Source organism: Acrocarpospora sp. B8E8 (assembly GCF_039871605.1).
GTDB lineage: Bacteria > Actinomycetota > Actinomycetes > Streptosporangiales > Streptosporangiaceae > Acrocarpospora > Acrocarpospora macrocephala.
The window spans coordinates 39208-57939 of sequence record NZ_JBDPLV010000039.1; the positions used below are offsets into that span (position 1 = coordinate 39208).

The 18732-nt window shown below is 67.0% G+C and carries 21 protein-coding genes and 1 pseudogene; 13 read left to right on the plus strand and 9 right to left on the minus strand.

The genetic code is table 11. The features are described 5' to 3' along the window. The first annotated feature begins 314 nt into the window (after positions 1-314). The 5 genes from ABGB08_RS31825 (at position 315) to ABGB08_RS31845 (ending at position 6142) form a co-directional block, all read left to right on the plus strand. Complete coding sequence (locus ABGB08_RS31825) at positions 315-3353, plus strand: PA14 domain-containing protein (RefSeq protein WP_347597831.1); 3039 nt, start codon at positions 315-317, stop codon at positions 3351-3353. A gap of 1075 nt (positions 3354-4428) precedes the next feature. Continuing rightward, positions 4429-4602: a DUF1998 domain-containing protein gene (locus ABGB08_RS31830; protein WP_347597654.1), complete on the plus strand. Its 174-nt coding sequence runs from the start codon at positions 4429-4431 to the stop codon at positions 4600-4602. A 473-nt stretch (positions 4603-5075) separates the two neighbouring features. Continuing rightward, positions 5076-5564: a hypothetical protein gene (locus ABGB08_RS31835; protein WP_347597657.1), complete on the plus strand. Its 489-nt coding sequence runs from the start codon at positions 5076-5078 to the stop codon at positions 5562-5564. Between the two features lie 156 nt (positions 5565-5720). Further along, entirely contained in the window at positions 5721-5930 is a 210-nt protein-coding gene (locus ABGB08_RS31840; RefSeq protein WP_347597660.1) for an acyl-CoA dehydrogenase family protein, read from the plus strand. Continuing rightward, complete coding sequence (locus tag ABGB08_RS31845; protein WP_347597663.1) at positions 5891-6142, plus strand: hypothetical protein; 252 nt, start codon at positions 5891-5893, stop codon at positions 6140-6142. Before ABGB08_RS31840 ends, ABGB08_RS31845 begins: the two co-directional genes overlap by 40 nt. An 85-nt stretch (positions 6143-6227) precedes the next feature. On the opposite strand, the gene ABGB08_RS31850 is transcribed toward ABGB08_RS31845, so the two are convergent. Then, positions 6228-7406, minus strand: coding sequence for an acyl-CoA dehydrogenase family protein (locus ABGB08_RS31850; RefSeq protein ID WP_347597666.1), 1179 nt, complete (start codon positions 7404-7406; stop codon positions 6228-6230). Further along, the gene (locus tag ABGB08_RS31855) at positions 7403-8074 is read right to left on the minus strand and encodes a helix-turn-helix domain-containing protein (protein ID WP_347597669.1); all 672 of its coding nucleotides are present in this window, start codon (positions 8072-8074) and stop codon (positions 7403-7405) included. The genes ABGB08_RS31850 and ABGB08_RS31855 overlap by 4 nt, the downstream gene beginning before the upstream one ends. A 264-nt stretch (positions 8075-8338) precedes the next feature. Between ABGB08_RS31855 and ABGB08_RS31860 the strand changes: the two genes are divergently transcribed. The 3 genes from ABGB08_RS31860 to ABGB08_RS31870 are packed head-to-tail and all read left to right on the plus strand — an operon-like array spanning position 8339 to position 9688. After that, positions 8339-8803, plus strand: coding sequence for a hypothetical protein (locus ABGB08_RS31860; RefSeq protein WP_347597672.1), 465 nt, complete (start codon positions 8339-8341; stop codon positions 8801-8803). A gap of 9 nt (positions 8804-8812) precedes the next feature. Then, a complete protein-coding gene (locus tag ABGB08_RS31865) occupies positions 8813-9361 on the plus strand; it encodes a hypothetical protein (RefSeq protein WP_347597675.1) in 549 nt (182 codons plus the stop codon). Between the two features lie 33 nt (positions 9362-9394). Further along, positions 9395-9688, plus strand: coding sequence for a DEAD/DEAH box helicase (locus ABGB08_RS31870; RefSeq protein ID WP_347597678.1), 294 nt, complete (start codon positions 9395-9397; stop codon positions 9686-9688). A 153-nt stretch (positions 9689-9841) separates the two neighbouring features. Here the strand turns inward: ABGB08_RS31870 and ABGB08_RS31875 are convergent, their stop codons facing one another. Genes ABGB08_RS31875 through ABGB08_RS31885 form a run of 3 tightly spaced genes read right to left on the minus strand, consistent with a single transcriptional unit; the run spans position 9842 to position 11414 of the window. Beyond that, a complete protein-coding gene (locus ABGB08_RS31875) occupies positions 9842-10087 on the minus strand; it encodes a hypothetical protein (RefSeq protein WP_347597681.1) in 246 nt (81 codons plus the stop codon). Between the two features lie 30 nt (positions 10088-10117). Then, positions 10118-10738: an NAD(P)H-binding protein gene (locus ABGB08_RS31880; RefSeq protein ID WP_347597684.1), complete on the minus strand. Its 621-nt coding sequence runs from the start codon at positions 10736-10738 to the stop codon at positions 10118-10120. 52 nt (positions 10739-10790) lie between these two features. After that, complete coding sequence (locus ABGB08_RS31885) at positions 10791-11414, minus strand: NAD(P)-binding domain-containing protein (protein ID WP_347597687.1); 624 nt, start codon at positions 11412-11414, stop codon at positions 10791-10793. Between the two features lie 291 nt (positions 11415-11705). Here ABGB08_RS31885 and ABGB08_RS31890 point away from each other — a divergent pair, with 291 nt between their 5' ends. Beyond that, entirely contained in the window at positions 11706-12617 is a 912-nt protein-coding gene (locus ABGB08_RS31890) for a LysR substrate-binding domain-containing protein (RefSeq protein WP_347597690.1), read from the plus strand. Positions 12618-12761: 144 nt separating this feature from the next. Here ABGB08_RS31890 and ABGB08_RS31895 read toward each other — a convergent pair. Continuing rightward, positions 12762-12977 (minus strand): annotated as a pseudogene (locus ABGB08_RS31895) (IS5/IS1182 family transposase); the annotation flags it as partial. A 53-nt stretch (positions 12978-13030) separates the two neighbouring features. Continuing rightward, positions 13031-13672 (minus strand): TetR/AcrR family transcriptional regulator, encoded by a 642-nt coding sequence (locus ABGB08_RS31900; protein ID WP_347597693.1) that lies wholly within the window; start codon positions 13670-13672, stop codon positions 13031-13033. 144 nt (positions 13673-13816) lie between these two features. Between ABGB08_RS31900 and ABGB08_RS31905 the strand changes: the two genes are divergently transcribed. Then, positions 13817-14551: an SDR family oxidoreductase gene (locus ABGB08_RS31905; RefSeq protein WP_347597696.1), complete on the plus strand. Its 735-nt coding sequence runs from the start codon at positions 13817-13819 to the stop codon at positions 14549-14551. Positions 14552-14583: 32 nt separating this feature from the next. Next, complete coding sequence (locus ABGB08_RS31910; RefSeq protein WP_347597699.1) at positions 14584-15207, plus strand: NAD(P)-binding domain-containing protein; 624 nt, start codon at positions 14584-14586, stop codon at positions 15205-15207. A 375-nt stretch (positions 15208-15582) separates the two neighbouring features. Here ABGB08_RS31910 and ABGB08_RS31915 read toward each other — a convergent pair whose 3' ends face one another. Together ABGB08_RS31915 and ABGB08_RS31920 are read right to left on the minus strand one after the other, a co-directional pair. After that, positions 15583-15774, minus strand: a complete 192-nt coding sequence (locus ABGB08_RS31915; RefSeq protein WP_347597702.1) for a hypothetical protein — start codon at positions 15772-15774, stop codon at positions 15583-15585. A 137-nt stretch (positions 15775-15911) separates the two neighbouring features. Next, positions 15912-16181 carry a hypothetical protein gene (locus ABGB08_RS31920; RefSeq protein ID WP_347597705.1) on the minus strand — a complete coding sequence of 90 codons (270 nt, stop codon included), beginning with the start codon at positions 16179-16181 and terminating at the stop codon, positions 15912-15914. Positions 16182-16266: 85 nt separating this feature from the next. Between ABGB08_RS31920 and ABGB08_RS31925 the strand changes: the two genes are divergently transcribed. Then, positions 16267-17265, plus strand: a complete 999-nt coding sequence (locus ABGB08_RS31925) for a hypothetical protein (protein ID WP_347597708.1) — start codon at positions 16267-16269, stop codon at positions 17263-17265. Between the two features lie 487 nt (positions 17266-17752). Continuing rightward, a complete protein-coding gene (locus tag ABGB08_RS31930) occupies positions 17753-18658 on the plus strand; it encodes a helix-turn-helix domain-containing protein (RefSeq protein WP_347597711.1) in 906 nt (301 codons plus the stop codon). Positions 18659-18732: the final 74 nt, after the last annotated feature.

The window sequence follows — 18732 nt, forward strand, 5'->3', positions numbered from 1 at the left end:
TATATCGCCGTAGCGAGACATTGGTAATGCCATCTCACCAGGCTGAACAGAGCACGGTGATCGGCCCGCCGGTTGAGTCGCCCGGCGCAGTCGCACCGGTCGGGCTTCCCCCTTCCAAGCGCCGCTATTCCGCTGACCCCTCTCCGGTGACCTCCGCGCAGTGGTCTTTCCTGGCCTTGCCTGTGCCGTGATTCTCGCACTGACAGTGCGCGACTGCCTGTCGGCCGTCATCTTTCGACAGTAGGGACAGCACAATGCACAGACTTCGGCAAGGGCTGCGCTTCGTGGGATCCGCGATCGCGGCCTTGCTCATCGTGTCGACATCCTTCGTGCGGGTCGCCCACGCATCGATCGTCGACGACTATCTCAACTGGATCCATAACGCACCCTTCGCGGAGAACTCCTACGACGAGCGGGGCTTCAACGCGCGGAACTGCACCTCCTTCATCGCCTACATTTTCAGAGACAAATCCCTGCACGAAACGAAGTTCACGAACGTCTGGACCCGTTCCCCCGATTCCAGATTCCAGAAATGGGGAAATGCGAACACGTGGGATGACTACGCGCGGGCCATCGGCATCGCGGTGGACAACAGGCCAGCCGTGGGAGCGGTGGCACAGTGGGACTCCGGCGCCTTCGGCCATGTCGCCCATGTGACGGCCGTCCACGGCAACCTGGTCGACGTCGAGGAATACAATTTGCACAACGATGGGAACTACGGCACCCGGACCAACCTCAGCGCCCCCACCTACATCCACCTCGAGCGGAATATTCCTGGCGGGTGGTGGCAGGGGAACACGCCGAAGAACTCGTGGGATCCGCCGAACTATCGGTTCCCGACGACGCCGACATCGATTCCCATTCAGGCCAAGATCCAGGCCAATAGCAGCCTGCCGCACCGGGTGGCCACCTACAACCTTACGTACTTCGATCCGGGGGATGGGACGAACCAGTGGCACGCGCGTGCCACCGGCCAGTTCACAGACTGGGTGGATGCGAGCGCAAGCTACACGCCTCGGCCGAATACGAAGGTGTTGTATATCAGTTTCGACGTCACGGTGACTGACACAGACACCGGGGCGGTCTCGTTCCAACGGGCGCCCATGGGAATCCGCACCATCTGCCGAACCGACGCGTCAGCACAGGACTGTACCAAGCCTCTCGCATTCGTCGACTGGTCGCCTCCGTCGCCCGCCATGGGTGGCGGCGATCCGGGTGGCGGTGGCGGGCAGCAAGATTGCTCGCCGGGGCAGTATCAAGCTGCGGTGTTCACGGATGCGAATTATGGGGGGAGTTGTGTACTGAAGGGGATGGGGGAGTATCCAAATCCGGAGTCGATCGGGCTGCCGAATGACAGCATCACATCGATCAAGGTGGGGAGCGGCGCGAATGTGCGGCTGTGTGACAACGCGGGGCTGAACAGCCCGTGTGAGTATTTCAGCGCCAACGATCCCGATCTCGCGAATAACATGATCAATACGAACACGGTTTCGTCGATGAAGGTCGAAGGCGGGGCGCCGACCACTGGGTGTGTGCCCAATGACAGCCAGGTGGCGTTCTTCATGGACGAGAACTATGGGGGTACCTGCATCATCAAGGAGGTCGGGCGGTATGAGGATCCGGCCGCGATCAACCTGCCGAACGACACCATCTCCTCGCTCAAGGTCGGCAACCGCGTGAAGGTACGTGTGTGCGACAACTCCGGCGTGAACAGCCCCTGCGAGATCTTCGACTACGACGATTCGAACCTGAACAACAACATGATCAACACGAACACAATCTCATCGGCCGAGGTGGAGTTGCGTGGCGGGATCGCGCTGTGCGACGGCACCAACTACGGCGGACCGTGCAAGTGGTTCGGCGTCGGCAAGTACAACATGCAGGAGCAGGGCTTCAACGACATCACCGAGTCGGTTCGCTACGACGACAACTGGGCGAACCTGTATCACATCGTTCTGTGGACCGAGCGCGATCAGACCGGGAACCCGGCGCACTACGACAACAGCGTCCCCGAATTCGATGTCGGCACCGCGATGCGCAACCGTGTGCGGTCCATCGAGATTTACAAGCACACTCCGCCGAACGCCGAGGTGCTCGGCCCAGCCGATGGGGTCGTGCTGCCGACGACCACGACCAGCGTTCAGCTCACCTATGAGAACGGTCCGGAGAAGCGCGTCCACGTCTGGAGCGACAACGTGGACTTCTTCTCGCCGTGGGCATCCCCGGACGCGTACACGCTGACGGACTTGACGCCCGGCACGTACAGCTGGCAGGCACAGGGGCGCAACCAGCTGGGTGAGGGGCCGTGGAGCGCGATCCGCACGTTCACCATCAAACGACCGCCCGTGGTGGCGGGCGGCAGCCTGACCATGGAGGCGGGCACGACGCAGTCGGTGCAGGTCCAGGCGTTCGGCGACGGCCAGGCCTCGCTGAGCCTCTCGGCCGCGGGCCTGCCTGGCTTCGCCACGTTCACGGACAACGGCGGCGGCGTCGGCACGCTCAGCCTCAGCCCCGCTCTCGCCCAAGCCGGGCAGTATTCCGCGACCTTCACCGCCAGCGACGGTGAGACCAACGGCACGGGAACGGTCGACATCACGGTCGAGCCGCCCGCGTCGGCCAGCTATCAGGCGGAGTATTTCGCCAATCGGAATCTGTCCGGTTCTCCCGTGCTCACGCGGGCCGAGAGCGCCATCGACCACGACTGGGGTGGGGATTCGCCGGGCGAAGGCGTACCAGCCGACAACTTCTCCGCGCGCTGGACGAAGACGAGCGATTTCACGGCTGGGACGTACCGATTCACGGCGACCGGAGACGATGGCCTCCGGCTGTACGTCGATGGTCAGCTTGTCATCGACAAGTGGATCGACCAGCCGGCGACCACGTACACCACCGACCGCGCGTTGAGCGCGGGAAGTCACACGGTGGTCTTGGAGTATTACGAGGCGGCCGGTGGAGCCATCGCCGTCTTAACCGTTGAGCCTGCGGCAAATGGGGACGGCGTGGAATTGCTGCCCGAGCCCTGGCACCTGACCGGGAACAACGGCGCCAGCGAGAAGTACCAGTCCATCGACCCGCAGGCGCTGGCCGGAAAGACCCACCTGCGCGTCACCTACAACCTGCACGGAATGGACGCCATCAGCGGCGACGCGTCGGCGATCATCTTCGATCAGAACGGGTGGAAGTTCGCCACCCTCGCTGAGTATGGCGAGAACGGCATGGACGGCGAGCAGACGGTCGACGTCCCGCTGACCGACTTCGATCTCGACCTGTCTCAGCCGGTCGGCACCCTGCACACCAGATTCTGGTACGGCAGCCCCTTCACCGTCGACATAACCAGCATCGTCGCCCACTGACGAAGCCCATCGGCCCGCCGGCCACGACCGGCGGGCCGATCACTTCATGCGGATTGGTAAGGGGAAGATCGCGGCTCGGCCGCGGCCGCGGGCGACCGCCAGCGGGGCGGGTGTCGGCGTCGTGGCACCATTCAACTCGGTCAAGGCCACGACGTACGTTGAAGGCTCCGTTCTCGGCGTGAGCACGCTGGGTCTACGCGGCTCGACGCCCTCTTCGCGTGGTTTGGAGCCGTCGCCGGGGTGTTTCACTTGATCGAGTTGCTAAGTCCAGCTCGAACCGGCTGGAGCCGGTCGAAGTCGCGTTTGCGCAGCCATTCGCGGATTCGTCTCTCTTCCCGGCCATCGCGTGCGAAATCCTCCTCTGTCTCGATCAAGCCACGGACCTCGGGTGCGCGTTCGCACAAGGAAACGGTCGATCAAATCGTACGGCTCCCCGTCTGTCACCTTCGCACTGATCTCGACGTACCACACGGGTATGAGCAGCGGAAACAGCCGCGTGGGAGTCAGCTCCCGGGCGTATGCCACGTCTTCCAGCGCGCGTCCCACCGGGTAGCTGAAGAGCTTCTTGCCGCTCACGCCATACCGTCCTTCACTAGGTCATGGATTTCCCGGTACTGCCGGATGTCGCCCACCCCGACACCACGGCGCTCATCCTCGAACGCGAGTCGACCGAGCTGGCGCAGGATTCCGTGCAGGACGTGGCTGTTCGAACGGCCCGGCCTGGTGCTGCTCTGGGAACGCGGCGCCGACCTGACAATCCTCAACCGGGGCCGCCTGACCAGGGACTCCCGCGACAGCGAGCGGTTCGTCATCTGCACCAGCTGCGGGCTGTGGTTCGACTCCTTCCCCGAGCCGAAGCCGACCCCGGCGCAGAAGAACCGCGAGGAACTCCACGACGCCCTGTGTAACAACCATCGGCTCGGCCAGAGCGTGCTGCAGGTCAAACGCCGCGTCGACTGCCTGCAGATCCTCCCCGACCTCGAAACGCTCGGCGTGCGGCCCGATCAGCTGGAGGAGTTCCTCGCGAGCATCCGCGCCGCGCTCGACCTGGGGTGCCGGGTCGTGCTCCAGGCAGGTGAAGACGAGGTCGCCGGATTCGACTGGCCCCGAGAGCGAGGACGCGTCCCTGCGCCTGGCCGTCCTGTACGAGGAAGTCCCCGGCGGCGCCGGCTATCTGCGGCAGCTCGCCGAACGCTTCGGCGACGTAGCCGCCACCCTCGTCCCCGTGCGCCACCTGCGCCAGCCGTAGAGACGTCCGGCTCCGCACGTCGCCGATACGCATCAGATGCGATACGCGGCGGTTCCGGAATACGGCAGAAACGGGCCGCGAGGATGATCCGGGAGCAGACCAAGTATGCCCAGGAGGAGCAATGAGCAGGTCAGTCGACCACCACCCGCGTCTATTGCTGATCAAGTGATCGCGACTCCGGACACACGCCGATCTGCCCGTCTAAGATCCATCTCTCTCGGAGAGTTACGTCAGTGCGACGGAACGTGAGTATGGGTTCGTGTGGCCTGACGGGCGGCCTCTCCAGAGGCGAGGTTTCGGTGACGATCGCGAACCTCGGCTGGCGCGGTGTCCGCGCGCAGCACGTCTCCCGATCACATCACTACGCGCCGGCTATGGCCTTCTACCAGTGCAGATTCAGAACTAGCCGGTGGGATTGGCAGTAGCCAAGCTGGTCAGTGTTCACGATCGGGCTCGTCAGCAGGAGGACACCCATGAAAGTGCGAGCAACCCCCGGCGCGCTAGGCGCCGCCCTGGTGGCCCTGAGCATGCTCAGCCTGATCGGCTCGTCGGCACAGGCAGCGACCGTGATCACCGCCACCCTCGGCATCGACTTCAACCCGCCGCCAGGCCCGGCCCTCATAAACGCCGACTCCGTCACCCACATCGAGACGAACCTGTACGACGGGGTCGGCTACCTGAACAACGGGGCCAGGATCGAGCTGCGCTACTACGGAGACGACCCCGGCAGCGGCGACGCGCTGCTCGTTGGCCCGTTGGTCTACTACAACGGCACGCCCGGCCTATACGTCGACGACAACGGGATCTGGCTGGAGCACCTCCTTCAGGTGCCGGCCTCGGTCTTCAACGAGGACGACTCCTGGTTCAACCGCACCGACGAGATCTACCTCCGCGCCACCTTCATCGACGGCGACGGCGGGACCATCAGGGACGACTCCAACGTGGTCAGCATCTTCCTCTGATGAGCAGTTGCCGGTGCGCGATGATGATGATCGCTTCGTACCGGTCGTGGCGGAAATCGGAGCGATGGCCGGTCGGCACGCGCGGGCGCATGACCGGGAGGCCACGTTCGTCGCGGAGGCGTACGGGGCGATGCGCGTGGCCGGATTCTGCGCCTGGTGGTGCCCGAGGAGCTGGGCGGGCTCGGCGCGTCGCTGTGGCAGATCTGCTACGTGCAGGCCGAGCTGGCCCGCTACGACGGCGCCACGGCACTCGCCGTGGCCATGCGGCTGCACAGCACGCTGTCGCTGGCATTCAACTTTCGGCATGGCGACAAGACCGCCGAGGCATGCCGCGCCGGGTGGCGTCGGTCAGCACCTACCGGGTGAGCGGCCGCAAGACGTTCTGCACTCAGGTGCCCGAGGCGGACGTCGTGGTGACGTGCGCGGCGCAAGGCGAGCCAGGCCCGGGAGCCGAGGTACTGCACTTCGTGCTGCCCCTGGACGCCGAGGGCGTACGGATCGAGGAGACCTGGGAAGACGGTTTCGCAGCCGTCCTGATCCCGCTCGCGGCCGACGGAACGATCGTCACGCCTTCATGACCATCCCGCCGGCCAATCGGTCAGGCTCGCGCGGCGGCACCTTCTCCGCCTGCTTCGCAGAGGATGCGGGTGCCCGCCGCGGAGCTTACGTCGGGATGTCGAGGGCGACCCTGCCGGCATGCGCGAGCGTCTCCTCGGGAGTCAGCGGGTGGAACAGGCCCGCCCGGACATCGCGGTAGGCGCGTTCGATGGGGGAACTGCGGAAGTACGCGCGCCCGCCGGCCACGTCCATGGCGAGGCTCACGACCTCGACGGCCGTCATGACCGCGTCCCGCTTGGCGATCATTACCGTCGAAACGGTCGCCGGGCCGCAGGCGTAGTCGGCGCCGAGCTCGTCCACGCTCCCTGAGAGCGCCCACCAGGCGCTCCGAAGCCGGGCGTCCATGAGCCCGACCTGCCGGTGAACGCCGGGCAGCGTTCGCGCCTGCACACCCCCGCGCGGTCTGCGCCCCACCAGCTCGACCGCGACATCGCGGGCCCCCGCGGCGATCCCGAAGTACGTGGCGCCGATCACGGGGGCGCCGTGCACCACAGCAACCGCCAGGGGGATGCCCAGCTCGCCCCAGGGCCGCCGGGCGACGATCTTTTCCCGGGGCCCCTCCACATCCTCCAGCACCAGGTCGTGGCTCGCCGTACCGCGCATCCCGAGGGTGTCCCAGGTCTCCTCGATCCGTACGCCTTCGGTGTCCAACGGCACCGCGAAGTGCAGCACCTCGGCTCCCTGGCGCGGCTCGCCCTGCACCGCGGACGTCATGACGACACCCGCTGCGGGCGCCTGACTGCAGAACGTCTTGCGGCCGCTCACCTGGAAGGTGTCCCCATTGACCGTCGCGACGGCGTCCGGCCATAGCCAGTCGGAGCCGCCGCTGGTGGCGATCACCAGATCGGTCGGCGCCACCTGGCGCAGCACCGCCTCGGCGTCCCGGTCGCCATGCCTGAAATTGAAGACCAGCGAGAGCGTGCTGTGCAGATGCATGGCCACGGCGAGCGCCGTCGCCCCGTCGTGCCGGGCCAGCTCCGCCTGCGCGTAGCAGACCTGCCGAAGCGACGCGCCGAACCCGCCCAGCTCCTCGGGCACGGCCAGGCGCAGATATCCGGCGTCTCGCATCGCCTCGTAGGCCTCCGCGACGAACGTGGCCTCCCGGTCGTGCGCCCGCGCATGCCGACTGGCCACCGCTCCGATTTCCGCCGCGACCGGTACGAAGCGATCGTCGTCGTCTCGTATCGATACGGGATGTGACCGTACGTGGAGGTTGGTCATCATGACTTTCTCCCCTGGGTGGTGGCGAATGGGCTGATGCCGATCCAGGTCGGGAACGCGTGTCTGAGCTGGGCGGAGCCGTTGAGCTCGATGTAACCCTCGCGCAGCGCCGTACTCAGGCTCAGCCGCCCCAGAAAGACGTGTGCCATGGCGCGTAGTTCGGCATCGACGTACAGGTCGATGTCCAGGCCGGGGTCGGTGATGCACAGGTCGGCGTCCGGAGGTCGCAGGATGAGCCAGAATGCCGGCGGGCGGCTGCGCGGACGGAACTGGAACTGGACGACGGTGCGTTGGGCGGGAAGGTTCTCGGTGCGCAGCCGACGGCGCACGAACCACATGAGCAGGCCGGCGTCGAGGTGCTCGGCCCGCAGCTCACTGGCGACGAAGCGATAGCCCCAGTGTCCGAGCGCCTCGATTACGGGGCGGAGCGCCTGGCCGGCGTCGGTGAGATGGTATTCGGGGCCGGGGCGGCGTTCCAGCAATCCGGCGCGTTCCAGGCTGACCAGCCGCTGGGCGAGCAGGGCCCGGGAGATCCGGGGGAGACCGCGGTGCAGGTCGTTGAAGCGGTGGCTGCCGTTGAGCAGTTCGCGAAGGATGAGCGGTGTCCACCGTTCGGCGAACACCTCGGCGCCCAGCGCGACCGGGCAGAACTGGCCGTAGGTGGTGTGCACGCGGCCATCGTGCATCGCCGTCACCAGCCGGACAAGTTCAGTTTCTGTACTGGTGGGTGCGCCCCTTCTCACCGGCCAGGGACCGGCGCCCGACTACGTGGTCAGCCTCGACGCCGATCGGCGGGACGCGTTGCGGCTCGCGCTGCGCGACCGGCTGCCCACAGGTCCCGGCGGCGCTGACGCGGTTCAGAACCTGCACTATCGCCCCGCGGACGCCGCCACAACCGTGGGAGTCAACCGTTTCAGTCCCTCAGGAGGCATGGGATGTCCAGATTCACGATCGTGTCGCTCACCGCGCTGATGATCGCGGGGCTGGCGGCTGGCTTGGCCGTACCGGCCAGGGCCGACCTGTCCGGTACGGTGCTGCACTTCATCGGGCAGCGGACAGCGGCCGCGCAGCTCGACCTCGGCCCGGCCGGCGGCAGCCTCGGCGATCAAGTGGTGTTCACCGGGCTGCTGCTCGACACCCAGCGGCGGCAGGTCGGTCACTTCGAGGGCGTGCTCACAGCGCTGGACGCCGACGGCAACCGCAACCAGGCGCAGGTGACATTGGCCCTGGCCGCCGGGCAGATCGCGGTGCAGGGAGAGCTGGACTTCACCGCGCCCCAGCCGTTCGTCCACGCCGTCACCGGCGGCACGGGCCGCTACGCCGACACCGGCGGCATGTTCTCGTTCCGGAACACCGACCAGGCCGGCGTCATCGACATTACCCTCGACCTGCGTCGATAGGAGGCCGGGATGATCAGGACGCTCGGCCGCCGACTCGCCGCGCCGGCCGTATCCGCACTGCTGGTCACCATGCTCGCGCCGACTCTAGCTGTGGCCGACGACCAGCCGACCGCCCAGGTCGTCATCGAGTGGAACCATGCACTGCTGTCCGCGCTCAGCGTCGCCTCCGCGTCGGCTTCGGCCGCGGACGCAGGGACGAAGTTCGCGTACTGGTCGGCGAACCACCGGGCTGCCGTCACGGGCACCTACACGCCCCCGGCGCCCGGCTCACAGTTCTTCAATCTGTCGATAGAGCTCTCCGACCGCGACCACCGGACCGCCCGGCAGGGCGGCAAGTGCGCGTACGCGGCGATCAAGTACTACACGCTCGCCAGTGGCGCCGAGGGATGGCACACCGACACCTACACCCGCTGCGGGACCGAAACCGACAAGTATTTCAGCGCCGGAATACTCGACCTGAAGTACCTGAAATTGAGGGTCTGCCAGGTCGGCGAGAAAAACTCACACCCGGTCAACTGCGGTCGCTGGCACCGCCTCTACAGCGCTGCGAAGCCCTAGGGATGCTGGCTCAGCCGTCGGGGCTATGGCAGCGTGCTGATCGCCATGGTCACCGGGGCAGGCCAGTCGACCTCCAGCCGTGCGGTATTCCTGCTCCCCGCCCGGGCGCTCGTCAACGACAAGTACACCGAGTTCACCCGCAAGTACGAGCGCTCCGGCGTGACCACCATCCGGTCGACCGGCGAGATCAGCGACGACCACGCGGCACTGATGAACGGCCGCTATGACATCTGCTTGATGACATATGAGAAGTTCGGGTCGATGGTCTTGGCCCACCCACACCTGCTGCGCCAGATCGGCACGGTCATCGTCGATGAATCCAAATGATCACCGACCCGGAGCGCGGCGCCAATCTGGAATTTGTGCTGACACTCCTCAAAGCCCGCCGCGCCGAGGGCATCACCCCCGGCTGATCTGCCTGTCAGCGGTCATCGGCGATTCTGGGGGGCTGGAACGGTGGATCGAGGCCCGCCACCTGCGTTACGAGCGGGGCGGCCCGTCCCGCTGACCGAAGGCGTCCTGCAGGCCTCCGGCCGCTACCAATACCTTGACGAGGACGGCCACGCCAAGGTCGAGCAGCTCATCACGCCGCGGTTGAGCGGAAAGAACAGCAGCCAGGACCTTGTCATCCCGCTGGTCACCCGCCTGGTAGCCGACGGTCCGGAAGCCACCGGCGAAGCGGAAGCCGAAGCGGAGGAAGATCGTCAAGGTGACGGTCGCCTTCACCCTCTTCCGATGCAGACGGTGCAAGCGCGGCTACAACTGGCCGTTCAGCCACGTCTGCAAGACCGCCTTCACCCGGGCCCAGGAGAGGGCGGTCCGCCGCAACCTTGAGGGCCGCGCACCGGGCCAACAGAAGAAGGGCTGACGATCATGCGTGAACTGGTCCTCGCCGCCGTCGGGGCGGACGTCGTGGCGTGGGGTGGTTTCCACGACGTTACGAGCCCGCAGGGTGCCCTTGTGCTCATCGCCACTGGGAAGGGCCGGGTCCTCCTCGGTGGCCGTCCGGCCCAGGAATCCCTGCCCAGGCGAGCCGATGCTCCCCGCCGCGACCAGCGGCTTTCCGGTTCCCGCCAGTGCCTCGCCGTAGGCGAGCATGATCGGGAGCTCGGCGGCGGCCACGGCGTGGATCCCGCCGGAGAAAAGCAGGTCTTGCCGGTGCGCGACGTGGATGACGCCGTCGGAGTCCGCAGCCGCTTCCTTGAGCCCGTCGAGATCCCCGAGGTCGCCGCGACGCACCTTCGCGCCGAGCGCGGACAGCGCCGCCGCGGCAGTGTCCGACCGGGCCAGGCCGGTGACCTCGTGCCCGGCGGCTATGAGCTCGGGGACGATGTACGAACCGGAATGCCCGGTCCCGCCAGTGACGAAAACGCGCATTCTGCTGTTCCTTATGAGTGAGGTGGCGCGAGAATTGGTGGTGCGGATGTGCTCAAGGGAGATTGCTGACGCCGAGGGCGAAGTTGAAGTCCCCCACGCCGTGGCGGGCCAGGTTGATCATCAGCAGGCCCGTCCCTTCCAGCCAGTGCGCCATCTCCAGGCCTCCGGCATCCAGGGGGCGCAACCCGAGGCTCTTGATGAACGCCGATACGCTTGCCTTGGCCCGCGCGTCGTCGCCGGCGAAGAGCACGTCCAATGGGCGTCCCGGGGCCAGGACGTGGCCGAAGACGGTGTTGAACGCCTTCACGACGTGCGCGCTCGCCGGGGCGGCCTTGGCGATCTCCTGCGCGGCGGAAGTGCCGTCAGGGGTGGTCAGCCCGGTGGCGTCGGCTGTCATGGGGTTGGTGATGTCGATGATGACCTTGCCGGCCAGCGTGTCCCCGTACTGGGCGACGACCGGCACGGCGCTGGCGTTCGGCACGGCGAGGATGACGATGTCGCCGGCTGGGGCGGTGCCGAATGTCCCGGCCGTGGCGCCGCCGCCGAGCGCGGCGGCCAGGTCCTTGGCCTTGGCCGCGTCGCGACCGACGACCTCGACGGCGTGGCCGCCCTCGACCGCGCGGGCGCCAATGGCGCGGCCCATACCCCCCAGGCCGATAATGCTGATGCTGCTCATGGAGTGCCTGCTTTCTGGAGTGGAATATCTGGACAGAACGCCACGCCCACCGGGTTGTTGTAAACGGTTGTGTCGTCGATGCCATCGAATGACACGACGGGCCTGGACCAATTCAGGACGTGCTAATTCAAATTCTGGGGACCTACTATCAAGTCCCGATGTCGAATTCTTGTTCCGGATTCGCTCCGGCCCACCGGGTACCTATTGAGGTTTTCATTAGTCTGAGCGGGTGTCCAAGACCTATTTCAGCGATGGCGATACCCTGGAGGCATCGCCGTACCGGGAGGCTCCATGGATCTGGACCTGCGCAAGTTGCGCTACTTCGTCGCCGTCGCCGACCGGCTGCACTTCGGCCGCGCCGCCGATGACCTGCACATCGCACAGCCGGTGCTCAGCCGGCAGATCCGCGCGCTGGAACAGGATCTTGGCACCCCGCTGCTGATCAGGGACAGCCACGGCGTGGCGCTGACCGACGCCGGCAGGCAATTGCTAACCGACGCCGGCCCGCTGCTGGCCTCCGCAGACGCGGTCCGCCGCCGGGTGACCGTGGCCGCGCACGGCAGCCAGCGGCTGATGGTCGGCTTCCGCGCGGGCATCACGGCCACCGCGGCGGTGCGGGAGTTCGCCATCCGGCACCCGGACGTGATCGTGGACGTGCAGCGGATCGAGTCCGACGACCAGGCCGCGATGCTGCTCGACGGCCGCATCGACGTCGGCTATGTGCGGCTGCCCATCGACGAGACCGGCCTGCGTGTCACCCCGCTGTACACCGAGCCGCGGGTGGCGGTGCTGCCCGCCGGCCACCGATTCGCCGGCAGGGAACAGATCACCGAGGCCAACCTGGCCGGCGAGCCGCTGCTCTGGCATCCCGACACAAGCACACAGCCCACCAAGCGCCCGCACCCCAACGCCGGATACCTGGTGCGCGGGGTGGACGAGACGCTCGAACATGTCGCGGCCGGCCGGGGCATCTCGTTCCTGGCCCGTTCGACAGCCGTGTTCTACTCACACCCGGAAGTCAGCTATGTGCCCGTCACAGATCTGGCGCCCGACCAGGTGTGCCTCGCGGTGGCGGCATCGCGCACCTCACCGGTGGTCAACGACTTCCTCGCCGCAGCTCACGCGACGGCCGAGATCACGGCAGAATGCGGGAACGATGAAATGTGGCAGCTGGCAAGCGGTGCCGCTACTCAACACGGTTGATCAGTTCGACCGACAACATCAGAGCCAACAGGGGGCGCCACAGCAAAGGCGAAGGCATTAAAGTGCGACGGCGGAGGCTACGTTCGCGTACAGCGAGAATCGACATCGCCGCGCGGCAGCCTCTGCAGTAATGAAAGAACTTTTTCATCCTACGGTTGCTTCGTAGTTCTGTAGCACGTGGATGGCTTTGGCGAGTCGACCGACCCCGCGTGGGCTGACGCGGACTTTGTGCAGGATGCGCCGGTACTTGAGCTGGGCGTTGGCGCGTTCGCCGGGCCCGCGAAGCCAGGCATGAGCCCGGTTGGCGTCCTTCTGCGAGTCGGGTTTGTTCTTGCCCTTGTACGGCGTGATCTACCGCTCCCGCCGCGCCGAACTCGACGTCGTCTTCCGGCCGACGAGGCGTGATCGGGCCGTCATTGGCCTCCCACCGGAACGGGAGCAGACCCGGTAATTCCGCGGTCATCGCTGGGCTGCCGAGGAGATGACGTGGGGATGGCGTTGTCGATGAGGACGGCGGCGATGGCGGCGGCGGTGGGGAAGGCGTCGGCGTTGAGGACCCGGGTGCGGGCCGCGGCGCCGTCGATGAGCAGCGCGAGCTGCTCGCCGAGCTGTTCAGGGTCGGCGGCGCCGGCTTCGCGGGCGGTGTCGGCGAGCCGCGCGGCGACGGCTTTCTTGTAGTCGCGTGCGTACTGGGATGCGGGGTGCTGGGGGTCGTGGAGTTCGACGGCGGCGCCGATGTAGGGGCACAGGGGGGTTGTGGGGGGGATGTCGAAGGCGGCGAGGAGCCGTTCGCGGGGCGTGAGGTCGGTGCGGTCGAACACGCCGGACAGAACGGAGGGGTCGAACCGGCGCAGGTACTCGGCGACGAGTTCGTCCTTGCCGGTGAAGTGCTGGTAGGCCGTGCGCTTGGACACCTGGGCCGCCGCGCAAAGCTGGTCCATGCCGGTGCGGTTGATGCCCTGCTCGCGGAACAGCTGCTGGGACGCGCTGAGGATGCGCTCGCGGGCGCCCCGGCCCTGGCGGCGGCCCTTGGGGCCCTTCTCCAACTCCGTCATGGGTCCATGGTACGCCGACTGGGTAACGACCGGTGTACATAGTTTGCGTTCCGGCCGCCCACCCCGTACCGTAAGCACACAGATCGGTTTACATAACATCGTCACCCCTGGTGCGCACGGCACCACCGACCCAAGGAAGCGACTATGGGAAAGCTTGACGGCAAGGTCGCGGTCATCACCGGCGGCACCACCGGCATGGCGCTGGCCGGCGCGAAGCTGTTCGTCAATGAGGGAGCGCACGTCTTCATCACCGGCCGCCGCCAGGAGGCCCTGGACGAGGCCGTGAAGCAGATCGGCCGCAACGTCACCGGCGTCCAGGGCGACGCCGCCGACCTGGACGACCTGGACCGCCTGTACGACGCTGTCAAGCGGGAGAAGGGAAGCCTCGACGTGCTGTGGGCCAGCGCCGGCGGCGGCGAGCCCGCCCCGCTCGGCGAGATCACCGAGGCCCAGTTCGACACCTGGTTCGGGCTAAATGCCCGCGGCACCCTGTTCACCGTCCAGAAGGCCCTTCCGCTCTTCAACGACGGCGGCTCCATCCTCATGACCGGCTCCAACGCCTCCCTCGGCGCCTTCCCCGGCTGGAGCGTCTACGCCGGCAGCAAGGCCGTCCAGCAGGCCTGGGCCCGCATCTGGCTCAACGAGCTCAAGGACCGCCGCATCCGCGTCAACGTCCTGACCCCCGGCCAGGTCGCCACCGCCAAGCAGGAAGAACTCTTCGACGAGGCCACCAAGCGCCAGTTCGAGTCCCTCATCCCCCGCGGCCAGATGGGCCGCCCCGACGAAATCGCCACCGCCGCCCTCTTCCTCGCCTCCGACGACTCCAGCTACGTCAACGGCATGGAACTCGTCGTCGACGGCGGCACCACCGCCATCTAAACCGAACAACCACAACCAGGGCAGGACAGCTCATGAGCAACATCAGCATCATCGGCACCGGGAACATGGCCCGCACCATCGGCGCGCGGGCGGTAGCGGGCGGCAACACCGTCGAAGTCATGGGCCGCGATCAGTCCAAGGCCGCTGACCTGGCCAAGGCTCTCGGCGGCGGCGCCACGACGGGAGAATGGGGCACCGCCCCGGCGGGGGACATCGTCATCGTGGCCTTGTTGTACGACGGTGTCGTGCCGGTCGTCGCCCAGTACGGAGACGCTCTCGCGGGCAAGGTCATCGTCGACATCAGCAATCCCTTCAATTCCACGTTCGACGGGCTAGCCCACCGCGAGGAGACCTCGATCGCGCAGGAAGTCGCCAAGGCGGCCCCGGCCAGCGCCAGCGTGGTGAAGGCGTTCAACACCATCTTCCGTCATGTCCTGGAGAGGGGTCGGCCCGACGTCTTCATCGCCGGCGATAATGCGCAGGCCAAGGCAAGTGTGGAGGCGCTCATCGAGAGCCTCGGGCTGCGCCCGCTGGACGTCGGCGGCCTGAAAATGGCGCACTGGCTGGAAGGAGCGGGCGTGGTCACGGTGGGCCTCGCCAACCACGGGGTGGGGAACTTGGACTTCGCCCTCAGCATCACCGAACTTCCCGTCTGAGCAAACGGTTGACGGATCACCGAAAGGACTCGCCAATGAAGCTTGGTTCCACACTTCCCATAGTCGGGCCCGCTATCAGCAGCGCCGCTGCCTGAGCGCGTTCTGCCGCGGGATCGAGGACCTTGGCTACGACACATTGCGGGTCGGCGATCGCCTAGTCCAGCCGGCCGATATGCATAGCATCTATCCGGGCAAAGAGCAGCCGTACCCGCCGCGGATGAAGCCTTACCTCGACCCGATGCTGCTGTGGACCGTCGCCGCGACGGCGACCAGCCGGGTGCGGCTGAATGCCAGCACTGTCACTTTCTGAAGTCGCGCGCACCGACGTCCTGGGCATTCGCGGCTCTGTGCAGAGGACTGTGAAGCACCGGATTGTCAGCAGTCCTGTGCGCTACGGTGCGTTTGTTCCGTACTCGCGTGCGCGACGGTGAGGTCCGGCATGGACGGCGGCCAGGCGCAGATCATCGAACAGGGCGTGCTGACCGCCCCGGACGTGGACTCCTCCTGCTGGCCGGCGGGACCGGCAGCGGCCAGGTCAGGCCGGTCGGCGAGAGTGACCAGGCGCACGCTGAGCCGCGATGCCGCCTTTGGAACTGCCGGTGGCGGCGGTGCCTCGGAGCGTACGGCTGGGGGAGCCGGTGGGAGATGGGGCAGCAGCGGCAGGAGGGGGAACAGGTGGGAGGCGGGCAGGTCGAGGTAGCCGTTCAGGCACCGCTCGGGGCGGCCGTGGGCCTGGTCGGGGTGCAGGGGCGGGCGGTGGCTAGCAGCGCGTCGCGCACCGCGAGCGGATCGAGGGACCGACCGCGATGGCGTTGCAGGCTCACCAGCAGCGCGGCCACGCCGGTGACCAGTGCCACGGACACGCAGGTGCCCTTCTGGGCTTTGATGCCGCCGCCGGGGATGGCGCCGAGGACGGCCTCGCCGAGGGGGGTGATGCCGTCACCGAGCACCTCGCCCCGCCCTGCCGCCGGCACTGATCGCGGGGGCCATCCTCACCCCCGCGGCCGCGCACACCGGGGGCGAACAGAAACCGTCGGCCCCCACCGCTACCGTGTCCGCATGCCCGCACGGTCCAATGATTTCCAGGCGGTCGTCTACTTCATCCGGTCACATGTCGATGCCGACGCCGTGGTCACCGAGTCGGCGATGCTGCCTGACCGTACAGGGGCGGGCTTGCGTGAAGTCGACGTCCTCATCACCAGCCATGCTCGTGATGGGAGGCAGGTGCGGATCGGGGTCGAGTGCCGTGACCATATCCAGAAACCGGACATCACCTGGGTCGAGCAGGTGGTCACCAAGCAGGCGGACTTGGAGCTGGATCAGATGGTAATGGTCTCCTCCAGCGGTTTCACCGTGGGCGCGGCCGCCAAAGCCTGTTACTACGGCATTGAGCTGGTGACGCCGGAAAGGCCGATCCCTGCGGACGGGCCTCTCGGTCGGCTGGGGCAGCCGCACCTGGAATTTCGCGACCTGATTCGAGAACGTCTGATCTCCGTCTCCGGCCAGGTCAGCCGGAATGGGGACAGTCAGGTCATTCCCTTGCCTGCGGGCGCCGCGGTCTTCGACGCCGAGGGCATGCTGCTGTGTAGCGTCGCCCAGTTGGTGGGGATCTTTCTGGATGGCGCGGACCTGCGGGAGGTGGTGGCTCAGGCTTCCGGTCAGTCCGTGGAGTTGCGCGTACGGGTGTCCGATTTCGTGCTTCGCCGTGACGAGGGCGGCGATCCAATCGAGGTGTTCATTGGCACCCAGGACGGGCAACTACTGCGCTTGACCAACTTCGACGCCGTGCTCGGCGCACGGGTCGAGGCGCGGCCGGTGCTGCTGGCGGCGGCGGAGCTCCAAGGGACGGCCTACGCCGTCGGCGCGGGACACGTCGGCGATAACCGCGCCTTGGTGATCTTCTCCGATTCCCTGCGGGAGAGCGCATGTCGGTCCGGGTCACTGACGCTGATGGTCAGGTCAGCGACTGGATTGCTGATCGCTCGACCCAGACCTTGCGCCCGCACACCTCTCCAACCGGCCCGGAGGCGAACGAAAGGACCTCATTCGCCTGACTAGCGGCCCCTCGCTCAGCCCAGGGTCGGCCAGGGCGCGCATTGTTCCCCCGAGGCCGGTCTCGGCTCACCACTCGATCCCTCTAGACGATCAACAGCGTGGCGGCTCGCCGTAGCGACGGGAGTTCCATATCAACACGAGGGACACCCCCCACCGCACCGGCACACCTACGCCGCACGTCACCCGGTGGTCTGCACACTGCGGGTGTGCAGACCACTTCGCGCATTCGTGCAGACGACTTCGGAAACTGACACCGGCGCTGTCGAACGTGACGTCCGTCTTCATCGTGTCTCCATGTCGATGTATGTCGATGTCCCAGAGGAGCCGGATACTTCTCGAGCTCCGCTGCCTCAGCGGCGTGCGGGGCACGGATTCAGGCTCGCGCCGGACTCACACGCGCAAAAGAGACGGGTTCTTGCCTGGGATTCCGGGTCCCAGGGAAGAAACCCGCCCTGCCACCGCGCGCGGTTCCGGGCGGACAATGGAAGCCATGAGCCCCGCACCAAGCCGCCCGTCCGAGCTCGGCGACTTCCTCAAAGCCCGCCGCGCCGAACTGACGCCGCGCGTCGTCGGGCTGCCCGACAGCGATGCGCTGCGCCGAGTCGCGGGCCTGCGCCGGGAAGAGGTCGCGCAGCTCGCGGCGATCAGCGTCGATTACTACACCCGCCTCGAGCAGGGCCGGGTTCAGGCATCCGCCTCGGTCCTGACGACGCTCGCGCGGGCCCTGCGCCTTGACAACGACCAGCAGACCTACCTGTACGAGCTCGCCGGCAAGGCTCCGGCGCGACCACGCCGTCGAGCGCCCCAGCGAATCCGCCCGGCCATGCGGCGCCTGCTCGACCAGCTCACCGAGACCCCGGCGATGGTACTCGGCCGGCGCCTGGACATCCTCGCCTGGAACGCCGGTGCGGCCGCGCTCTTCACGGACTTCGCGCAGATCCCCGCAAACCAGCGCAACTACGTGCGCCTCCTGTTCACCGACCCTGTCATACGCGACCTCCACGCCGACTGGGAGGACGCGGCGCGCACGAGCGTGGCCTCCCTGCGTATGGAGGCCGCCCACCACCCCGACGACCCCCAGCTATCCGCCCTCGTAGGGGAGCTGTCGGTACAGGACCCGGACTTCCGCACCTGGTGGGCCTCCCATCGGGTGGCGAGCACCAGCTACGGCACCAAGCACTACCGTCACCCGATCGTCGGCGAACTCATCCTCGACTGCGACATGTGGGCCAGCCCCGACGGTAGCGAGCAACGCCTCATGGTTTTGACCGCCGAACCGGGCACGAGCTCCCACCACGGCCTGCGCATCCTCGGCTCCTGGACGGCAGAACCAACCGCTGAGCCCACGACCACGACCACGACGACCTCATCGGCCGGCACAAGCAGCGAGAGCTGATCACATCTGGTCGCACGGACACGGGTGGAGAACCCTTGACCGCGGTCCCCGCCTCGTGGGGGGTCGGCTATCGG